The organism is Spirillospora sp. NPDC047418, from assembly GCF_040643275.1.
GTDB lineage: Bacteria > Actinomycetota > Actinomycetes > Streptosporangiales > Streptosporangiaceae > Spirillospora.
This window is the reverse complement of record NZ_JBEYTW010000096.1, coordinates 24,119-33,356: the sequence shown is the minus strand read 5'-3', so window position 1 is coordinate 33,356 and position 9,238 is coordinate 24,119. Positions and strand designations below refer to the sequence as shown.

Here is a 9,238-nt window from a genome sequence, read left to right as displayed (position 1 = left end):
GCCCGATCGTCAGGGCGACCGCGATCGGTGCCGGATCGAACGCCTCCAGCGCCAGCCATCCCATCCCGCGCCCACCGGTGTCTTCCATCACACCCCCGCTACCTCCGTTCACGTATCCAGCCGTACCCATGTCACACAGGCCATATCGGCGCATCGTGTCCGTTGCTCATCGACTGTCGGCGATCACTGTGCGGAGGGCGGTGAAGGCTTCGGTGTACTTTTCCGCCGGTGATCGCGTGGCGCCCTCGTCCAGCCAGCGTTCGGTGGCCAGGCGGACGGCGCAGAGGACGACGCCGGCGACCAGCCGGGGGGCGAGGGGACGGGTGCCGGGGGCGGCGTCGGCGCAGCGCGGTTCGAGGGCGGCGGCCAGGGCGCTCTCCCAGGAGACCAGTTCGGCGTCGGCGTGGGCGCGGGCGGTGCGGGTCTCGCCGCGGATGCGGGCTTCGAGCCGGGTCATCTCCCGGTAGCGGCGCCAGTCGGCGGTGATGTCGACGAAGGCGCCGCACAGCGCGGTGAAGGCGTCCTCGTGCGCCGGGCGCGCGTTCAGGGCGGCCAGCACCGCGTCGAGGCGGCCGTAGTGCAGGCCGGTGACGAAGCAGCTCTCCTTGGAGTCGAAGTAGCGGAAGAACGTGGAGCGGCTGATCTCGGCGCGCTCGCAGATGTCCTCGACGCGGACCGCCTGCATGCCGCGCTCGGCGACGAGCCGCACCGCGACCTGGGCGGTCGCGGTGTACGTGCGCCGCTTCTTGCGCTCCCGCAGGGAACCTCCCACCTCGCTCACAGAGTGCATATTGACACCCTGTCCCAGTTGGTGCAAAGTCTCCGCAGGTGCCCGGCCGGGAGAGAGGACGTCCGCGTTGCGCGATCAACGGTGTTCCAGGGTGGAGTGCGGCGGGGCGCATGGACGCTGAACGTCTGCGGTCGCTCTTCGACCTGGCCGGACGGGTGGCGGTCGTGACCGGGGGCACGCGGGGCATCGGGCGCGCGATCGCCGAGGGGTTCACCGCCGCCGGAGCGAGCGTCGTGGTGGCCAGCCGCAAACCCGAGGCCTGCGCCGAGACCGAGGCGCACCTGAAGGCGATGGGCGGATCCGCGCTCGGCGTTCCGGCCCACCTGGGCGACCTGGACGCGCTGGACGCCCTGGTGACGCGCACCGTCGACACCTTCGGACGGCTCGACGTCCTGGTCAACAACGCGGCCAACCCCCTGGCGCTGCCGCTGGGGTCCCTCACCCCCGAGGCGTTCGCCAAGTCGCAGGAGGTCAACGTCCGCGGGCCGGTGTTCCTGGTGCAGCGGGCGCTCGACCACCTCGGCGCGAGCCCGTGCGCGTCGGTCGTCAACGTCGTGTCCGCCGGGGCGTTCCTGTTCTCCCCGTACGTGTCGATGTACGCCGCCGCCAAGGCCGCGATGATGGCCTACACGCGTTCCATGGCCGCCGAGTTCGCCCCGCGCGGCATCCGGGTCAACGCCCTGGCGCCGGGCACCGTGGACACCGACATGGTCCGCAACAACCCGCCCGAGTTCCAGACGGCCATGGAGCAGGCCGCCCTGCAGCGGCGCATGGCCCACCCGGACGAGATGGTCGGTCCCGCGCTGTTCCTGGCCTCCGACGCGTCGAGTTTCGTCACCGGCCAGGTCCTCATCGCCGATGGGGGCCTCGTCCCGCGCTGACCACGGTGGACGATGGCGCCGACTCCATGAGCTAAGGAATCCCCATGCTGACCGACAGCAACGCCTACCTGCGCGACACGCCCGCCACGGGCCGGACGGTGCGCGTGGAGGAGCCCGCACCCGGCGTCCGCCTCCTCACCCTCGACCGGGAGCACCGGCTCAACGCCATGTCCGGCGAGCTGATCAAGGACCTGCACGCCGCGCTCGACCGCATCGCCGTGGACGAGGGCTGCCGCGTCGTCGTCCTCACCGGGGCGGGGCGGGCGTTCTGCGCGGGCCTCGACCTGCACGAGCCGCCGGCGCGCGACGCCGCCCCGCCGGCGGCGGAGGAGGACGCGGCACGGCGCCGCAGCCCCCAGGCGGCCCTGCACGTCCAGCAGGCCATCGCCTCGCTCGTCCCGAAGCTGCGCAACCTGCCGCAGCCGGTCATCGCCGCCGTCAACGGCCCGGCCTCCGGCGGCGGCTTCGCCCTGGCACTGGCCGGCGACATCCGGATCGCCGCCGCGTCCGCCCGGTTCAACGCGGCGTTCGTGAGGATCGGGCTGTCCGGCTGCGACATCGGCGTCAGCTGGCTGCTGCCCCGCCTGATCGGCGCGGGACCCTCCCACGAACTCCTGCTCACCGGCCGCTTCGTGGACGCCGCCGAAGCACTGCGCCTCGGCCTGGTCAGCCGCGTCACCGAGGACGGCGCGGTGGTCGAGGCGGCCCTGGAGACCGCGGCCCTCATCTGCGCCAACAGCCCCATGGGCGTCTGGATGACCAAGGAGGTCGCCTGGAGCCAGCTGGAGGTCGGCAGCCTCCAGGCCGGCATCGACCTGGAGAACCGCACGCAGATCATGACCTCCTACACCCGCGACCAGACCGAGCAGATCACGTCCTTCCTGGAGCGCCGCCCCCCGGAGTACACCGACTCCTGACCGCGTCCGCGGTTCAGGAGTCGTAGCCCATGATGGCCTTGGTCTCCAGGAACTCCTCGAATCCGTACTCGCCCCATTCGCGGCCGTTGCCCGACTGGCGGTAGCCGCCGAACGGCGCGTTGAAGTCGAGTCCGGCGCCGTTGAGGTGGACGCTGCCCGTGCGGATGCGGCGGGCCATCGCGCGGGCGCGGTCGGCGTCGCCGGAGATGTAGCCCGACAGGCCGTAGGGCGTGTCGTTGGCGATGCGCACCGCGTCGTCGTCGTCCGCGTAGCCGATCAGGACCAGCACCGGCCCGAAGATCTCCTCGCGCGCGATCGTCATGTCGTTGGTGACGTGGGAGAACACGGTCGGGCGCACGTAGTAGCCGGTCTCCAGGCCCGCGGGCTTGCCGGGCCCGCCGGCCTCGACCCTGGCGCCCTCGCCGATGCCCTTCTCGATGAGCTGCTGGATCCGGCCGTACTGGGTGGCCGAGACCACGGGGCCGATCGCGGTGGTCTCGGCGCGCGGGTCGCCGACCGTGACGTTCCGGGCCGCCTCGGCGGCGATCGCGGCGGCCTCGTCCATGCGGGCGGCCGGGACGAGCATCCGCGTCGGGGCGTTGCAGGACTGCCCGGAGTTGGTGCACATGCCCGCCATGTCCCGGGAGACGGCCGCCGGGAGGTCGGCGTCGTCCAGGATGATGTTGGCGGACTTGCCGCCGAGTTCCTGGGCGACGCGCTTGACGGTCGGGGCGGCGGAGCGGGCGACCTCGACGCCGGCGCGGGTGGAGCCGGTGAACGACACCATGTCGACGTCCGGGTGCGCCGACAGCGGCGCGCCGACGCCGGTGCCGTCGCCGTTGACGAGGTTGAAGACGCCCGCGGGCACTCCCGCCTCGTCCAGGATCTCCGCGAACAGGACCGCGTTCAGCGGCGCGACCTCCGACGGTTTGAGGACCATCGTGCAGCCCGCGGCGAGGGCCGGCGCGACCTTGCAGGCGATCTGGTTGAGGGGCCAGTTCCAGGGGGTGATGAGTCCGCAGACCCCCGCCGGCTCCCGGACGACCACGGTGGAGCCCAGCCGCCGCTCGAACTCGTAGCCGGCCAGCACGGTGCGCGCGGTGGCGAGGTGCCCGAGGCCCGCGGGCGCCTGCGCCGCCCGGGCCAGCGACAGCGGCGCGCCCACCTCCTGGCTGATGACGTCGGCGAGCTCCTCCATCCGGCGGCCGTAGACGGCGATGATGCTGTCGAGCAGGTCGAGGCGCTCCTGCCTGCTGGTCAGCGAGTACGACTCGAACGCGTCCCGGGCGGCGGCGACGGCGGCGTCCACGTCGTCCGGGCCGCCCATGGCGATGGACGTGATGGGCTGCTCTGTGGCGGGGTTGATGACCTCGAGCGTCCTGTCGGTGCGCGGCGCGACCCACTGGCCGCCGATGTAGAACTGCTGGACGTGGTCCACCGATCTCCTCCCTGCGGCCCGGCGCCCCCGAGGCCGCCGGCAACCGAATCCGAACCGGGTTCTACTAGCTCCCGAGGCCTCAGCATAGGCCGCTCACCGCCGTCGGGACCATGGCGAAAGGCGGACCCGCGCCCGCGGAATCAGCTCTCGGAGGTGCCGGCGCCGGCGTACACGAGGTGCACCACGCCGGTGGCCTCGAAGGTGGTGGACGACATCAGCTTCAGGGGCACGGTCTCGCCGTCGGCGAAGAGTTTGGCGCCGTGCCCGACGACGATCGGGTGCAGGAGCAGGTGCAACTCGTCGACCAGGCCCTGCTGGAGCATCCAGCGCACCAGGGTGGCGCTGCCCGTCGTGCCGAGCCGCGTCCCCTCCTTGAGGCGGGCCAGTTCCGCCGCGACGTCGCCGGAGACCAGCGAGGAGTTCTCCCACGACGCCTCGGCCAGCGTGTCGGACACGACGTACTTGCGGGCGCTGTTCATGACCGCGGTCGTCGGGTCGTCGAGATCGGCGCCGGGCCAGTACGAGGCGAACTCCTCGTAGGTGCGCCGGCCGAGGAGGGTCGCCTCGGCCTCGCCCATCAGCTCGCCGACGGCGGCGCCCATCTGGTCGTCGAAGTAGGGGAAGTGCCAGCTCTCCGGCGACTCGATCACGCCGTCGAGGGAGATGAAGAGGCTGGACTTGATGAAACCCATCGGGATCCTCCTTCGCTCGCGTCCGCGGCCGGGGCCGTGGACGAGTACCTGTCGGTCACAGGTCGAAGGGAGTCCCGGCGGATCGACGCACCACCGGAACTTTTTCCGGCCGCCCCGCGACCTGTTGCCCGCCGGCGAGCGGCCGGTGAAGGGCACCCTGGAGAACGGCCGGCCCGCCGAGGTTCGCCGGCGCGTCCTGAGCGCCTGGAACTCCTACGGCTACGCCTAGCCGCTTCCCGCCGGCGGCGGGTTCGGCACCGGCGCGCGGGGAAGGGGAGGCCCGTGGGAGTGGTCGGTCGGGTGGACGCCTACCAGCGGCGGCATGACTGGGTGGGGCTGCCGCTGGCGGTGGTCTACAAATTCGTGGACGACCAGGGCACCTATCTCACGGCGATCATCACCTATTACGGGTTCGTGTCGCTGTTCCCGCTGCTGCTGTTGCTGGTCACCGGACTGGGCTTCGCACTGCAGGGCAACCCCGGACTGCAGGAACGCGTCCTGGACTCCGCGCTCGCGCAGTTCCCCGTCATCGGGGACCAGATCGGCGCCAACATCCATTCGCTCCAGGGCAATGTCCTCGCTCTGGTGACGGGTGTCGCGGGCAGTCTCTACGGCGGTCTGGGCGTCGTGCAGGCCGCCCAGAACGCCCTGAACAAGGTGTGGGGGGTGCCGCGCAACTCCCGGCCGAACCCCGTAGCGGCCAGGGTGCGCAGCCTGGTGCTGCTCGCCGTCGGCGGCGGGGTCCTCCTGGCGACCACGCTGCTGTCGGCGGTGACCGCCTACGCCCGCGTCTTCGGCGTCGGTGTGCGGGTGGCGGCCATCGTGTCCGCCGTCGCCGTCAACGCCGCGCTGTTCATGGTGGTGTTCCGGATCCTCACCGCCCGCCCCCTGACGATCGCCCAGGTCAGGACGGGGGCGATCGCGGCCGCGCTGGTCTGGCAGGTCCTGCAGTGGGCCGGCACGTTCCTGCTCGGGCACATGCTCAAGGGCGCCACCGCCACCTACGGCATGTTCGGCATCGTGCTCGGCCTGCTGACATGGATCTACCTGGGCGCGGTCACCTTCGTGGCCGGCGCGGAGATCAACGCCGTCCGCGACCGGCGGCTGTGGCCCCGCAGCCTCCTGACGCCCTTCACCGACGACGTCGAACTGACGGCGGCGGACCGGCGCGCCTACGCCCTGTACGCCGAGACCGAGCGCCACAAGGGCTTCGAGAACGTCGACGTCGACTTCGACCCGCCCCCGCGCGACGCCCCGGACTGACCTCGGCGCCGCTCGGCGCGGCCGCCGGTACGCCCCCTGGACGCGTGCTCAGGCGAAGGGCGGGGGACCGCTCCCGACCAGCGCGATCACCTCGGACCAGACCGCCGAGTCACCGAGCGTGACCTGCGCCTCGCGGCCGTCCGGAAGCCGCAGCGTCCGGTCGTGCGGGCCGTCGGCGTCGAAGTCGCCGATGGTCGCGGTCCCGGACCACTCCCGCTGCTTGGCCCGCAGATCGACATGGACCTCGACCTCGGCTCCGTCGCTGCTGATCAGGGTGGCGGGGCCCCGGTAGCGGCTCACGCCCGGCTCATCTCATCGGAACCGTCACGAAAAGTGTTCATGAGGCCGCACCCTAGCCGCCGGGTCGGACGTTCCGGGCCGCGGCACGCGCGACACCGGCCGGCACCGCGCACCGCACCGCACCGCCGAACGCGTCAGGGCCAGGTCTGCTCGGCGCGGCGCCAGCGCTGCGGGGTGATGCCGTAGCGGTTGCGGAAGCGGCGGACGAGGTAGGCGGCGTCGCGCAGGCCGGTGCGGGCGGCCACGGCGTCCAGCGGCAGGTCGGTCTCGCGCAGCATGCGCCGGACCTCGATCATGCGCCGCTCGGTGATCCATTCGAGCAGGGGGCGCCCGGTGCGCCTGCGGAGCACGGTGGTGAGGTGCCCGGGGGTGTAGCCGAGCGTCCGGGCGACGTCCGCGGCGGAGACCGGTTCGCGGAACGTGGCCTCGATCTCGGCGAAGACCTGCTCGACGAGCGGGTCCGGCGCGTTCGGGGCGGACGGCGCCAGCCGCGCCGCCGCGACCAGGAGCCGGGTGAGGGCGGCGGCGACGGCCTCGCGGGCCCCGAGGCGGCCGGGGTCGGTGAGTTCCGCGGCCAGGTCCGCCAGCCACGCGGACCAGGCCGCCCGGTCGGCCTCGGCGACCCGGCCGAGGCCCGCGGCGGGGGCGAACAGGGCGAGGAGCGGGTGGTGCATCCAGGTCAGCGGGGAGACCGAGGCGAGGGCGGGGACGGCGTCCGGTGTGAACGCGACCGACCAGGCGTCGCCGCGGGCCAGTTCGGCGACGGTCGTGACGCCGATGACCTGCCCGGGTGACAGGGCGTGGACGTCGCCGGCGCGCAGCGGCCGTTCGGCGCCGTCGACGGTGACCGAGCCCGTGCCCTCCTCGATGTAGACCAGGACGAGGAAGTCGTGGGCGTGCCGGTGGTCCGGCGGGAGTACGGAGTGGGCGGTCTCGGTGTCGAACCGGGTCACCGAGACGGCGGGCGCGCCGACGCGCTGCCGATAGCGGTAGAGGGGGGTCCCGTCGGGCCGGAGGGTGCGCAGCCTCGACTCGGACCCGGGCGGGGCGCCGACCGAAGAATGTCCCATGACGTCCAACGTATGTCCTGCTCGGCGAACGCGGAATGTCCAAGACTGGCAGGTGACGACAACCGACGGCGGCAGACCCGCCACCGAGCGCACAAGGGGCACCCATGCCGGCTTCCACCCGGGTACGCATCCTCGACCAGCGGACTCCCGAGGAGCGGGACCGTCCGTTCCTGCCCGGAGCGGGCAGGACCTGGCTCCTGCCGTTCTACGACGCCTTCACCCGGCTGGGCGGCGTCCGCGCGCTGCACGAGCGCGCGGCCGGGCTCGCCGCCGTCGAGCCCGGCCAGGCCGTGGCCGACGTCGGCTGCGGGACGGGCAACCTGTCGTTCGCCGTGCTCGCCGCCCAGCCGGGCGCGCGGGTGACCGGCCTCGACCCCGACGGGGACGCCCTGCGCCGGGCCGCGCGCAAGGCGCGCCGCCGCGGCGTGGCCCTCACCCTCGTCCGGGGATACGCCGACCGGATCCCCGCCCCGGACGCCTCGTTCGACCATGTGGTCTCGTCGCTGGCCCTGCACCACCTGGACGACGACGGTCGGAGGGGGTTCGCGCGCGGCGCGCTGCGCGCCCTCCGTCCGGGCGGGAAGGTCACGATCGTCGACTTCGGCGGGCCCGCGTCCGATTCCGCGGACGGCGGCCACGGTGGCCACGGCGGCCATGGCGGCCACGGTCGCGGCCGGGTCCACGCCTTCCGGCACCTGCCCCGGTTCCGGCGTTCCCGGGCGGCGCACGGCCCGGCCGGGGACGGCGGCCATGACGGCGGCCATGACGGCGGCCACGGCGGCGGCATCGTCGCGCTGCTCGCCGGGGCCGGGTTCGGCGACGCCCGGGAGGTCGCGCAGGCCGACCACAGGTTCGGCCGGATCACCTTCGTGCAGGCGACCCGCCCGGCGCCCTAGGCGTCCGCTCGGGCGTCCGCCGCCGCTCAGGCGTCGGGCGGCGGGCGATCCGCCTCGATGATCGCGGCGATCTCGTCCGGGGTCCAGGGCGGGGACGTGTCGTGGTCCCGCCAGCCGAGGTACTGCTCGGCCGGGCGCGGGAACTCGCCGATGTAGCCGCCCGCGCCGGCGAAGACCCGGCCCGTGACGCCGGCCGACGCGGTGGTCGCGAGGAAGAGGTAGAGCTGCGCGACGTACTCGGCGGGAGGCGGCGCCAGCGCGCCGGCGTGCATGACGTCGTCGAGGATGCCGCGCCGGTGCAGCCGGTCGATGGTGGCCTCGTAGTCCGCGCCGCTGGACAGGCGCGTCTCCGCGCCGGGGCAGACCGCGTTCACCCGGACGCCGTGCTCCCGGAGCTCGGCCGCGAGCGCGTAGGTGAGGCTGTTCACGCCGCCCTTGCCCGCCGGGTAGCCGGTTCCCCCGAAGACCCCCGTGAAGGCGTGCGAGCCGGTGTTGACGATCCAGCCGCGTCCCGCCTCGACCATGAGCGGGGCGAAGGCCCGGCACGTCAGGAACGTCGCATGGAGGTGGACGTCGATGAGGGAGCGCCAGTCGTCCACCGAGATGTCCAGGATGGAGGACGCGGCGGGCTCGGCCGTGCCCGCGCAGTTGACGAGGATCTCCGGGGAGCCGAGCCGCCGCGCCGCATCGAGGAGGGAGTCGACGACGGCGGGGTCGGCGGCGGAGCCGGGCACCCCGACGACCTGTGCGGATGCGCCCAGTTCGGCGACGGCGCGTTCGAGGACGGCCCGGTCGCGTCCGTTGACGACGACGGACGCTCCCGCGTTCGCCAGCGCGCGGGCCACCTCGAGGCCGATGCCGCGGGACGAGCCGGTGACGACGGCGACGCGGCCGTCCGCGAGCGGGCTCATGAGGCCCCGGCTCCGGCGGCCCGTACAGGGGACATCAGCGAGGGCTCCCTCCGGACGGCGACCACGGCGGTCAAAGGCAT

The 9,238-nt window shown here is 73.4% G+C and carries 10 protein-coding genes; 4 read left to right on the top strand and 6 right to left on the bottom strand.

Features of this window, described 5'->3' with window-relative positions; translation table 11 throughout:
- Window positions 1–166 precede the first annotated feature (166 nt).
- Window positions 167–781: a TetR family transcriptional regulator gene (locus ABZ806_RS37140; RefSeq protein WP_500222926.1), complete on the bottom strand. Its 615-nt coding sequence runs from the start codon at window positions 779–781 to the stop codon at window positions 167–169.
- A 119-nt stretch (window positions 782–900) separates the two neighbouring features.
- On the opposite strand from ABZ806_RS37140, the gene ABZ806_RS37135 reads away from it, so the two are divergent.
- Window positions 901–1,671, top strand: a complete 771-nt coding sequence (locus ABZ806_RS37135) for an SDR family NAD(P)-dependent oxidoreductase (protein WP_500222923.1) — start codon at window positions 901–903, stop codon at window positions 1,669–1,671.
- 44 nt (window positions 1,672–1,715) lie between these two features.
- Window positions 1,716–2,588 (top strand): enoyl-CoA hydratase/isomerase family protein, encoded by an 873-nt coding sequence (locus ABZ806_RS37130; RefSeq protein ID WP_500222921.1) that lies wholly within the window; start codon window positions 1,716–1,718, stop codon window positions 2,586–2,588.
- A 13-nt stretch (window positions 2,589–2,601) separates the two neighbouring features.
- On the opposite strand, the gene ABZ806_RS37125 is transcribed toward ABZ806_RS37130, so the two are convergent.
- Window positions 2,602–4,026 (bottom strand): aldehyde dehydrogenase family protein, encoded by a 1,425-nt coding sequence (locus ABZ806_RS37125; RefSeq protein WP_500222919.1) that lies wholly within the window; start codon window positions 4,024–4,026, stop codon window positions 2,602–2,604.
- Window positions 4,027–4,166: 140 nt separating this feature from the next.
- Entirely contained in the window at window positions 4,167–4,718 is a 552-nt protein-coding gene (locus ABZ806_RS37120) for a dihydrofolate reductase family protein (RefSeq protein ID WP_500222917.1), read from the bottom strand.
- Window positions 4,719–5,000: 282 nt separating this feature from the next.
- Here ABZ806_RS37120 and ABZ806_RS37115 point away from each other — a divergent pair, with 282 nt between their 5' ends.
- Window positions 5,001–5,981 carry a YihY/virulence factor BrkB family protein gene (locus ABZ806_RS37115; protein WP_500222915.1) on the top strand — a complete coding sequence of 327 codons (981 nt, stop codon included), beginning with the start codon at window positions 5,001–5,003 and terminating at the stop codon, window positions 5,979–5,981.
- A gap of 48 nt (window positions 5,982–6,029) precedes the next feature.
- Here the strand turns inward: ABZ806_RS37115 and ABZ806_RS37110 are convergent, their stop codons facing one another.
- Both ABZ806_RS37110 and ABZ806_RS37105 read right to left on the bottom strand, forming a co-directional pair.
- The gene (locus tag ABZ806_RS37110) at window positions 6,030–6,281 is read right to left on the bottom strand and encodes a DUF4873 domain-containing protein (protein ID WP_500222913.1); all 252 of its coding nucleotides are present in this window, start codon (window positions 6,279–6,281) and stop codon (window positions 6,030–6,032) included.
- A gap of 134 nt (window positions 6,282–6,415) precedes the next feature.
- Entirely contained in the window at window positions 6,416–7,351 is a 936-nt protein-coding gene (locus ABZ806_RS37105; protein WP_500222911.1) for an AraC family transcriptional regulator, read from the bottom strand.
- 104 nt (window positions 7,352–7,455) lie between these two features.
- Here ABZ806_RS37105 and ABZ806_RS37100 point away from each other — a divergent pair, with 104 nt between their 5' ends.
- On the top strand, window positions 7,456–8,247 hold the full coding sequence (locus tag ABZ806_RS37100; RefSeq protein ID WP_500222909.1) for a class I SAM-dependent methyltransferase: 792 nt from the start codon (window positions 7,456–7,458) through the stop codon (window positions 8,245–8,247).
- Window positions 8,248–8,273: 26 nt separating this feature from the next.
- On the opposite strand, the gene ABZ806_RS37095 is transcribed toward ABZ806_RS37100, so the two are convergent.
- The gene (locus tag ABZ806_RS37095) at window positions 8,274–9,158 is read right to left on the bottom strand and encodes an SDR family NAD(P)-dependent oxidoreductase (RefSeq protein WP_500222907.1); all 885 of its coding nucleotides are present in this window, start codon (window positions 9,156–9,158) and stop codon (window positions 8,274–8,276) included.
- Between the last annotated feature and the right edge of the window lie 80 nt (window positions 9,159–9,238).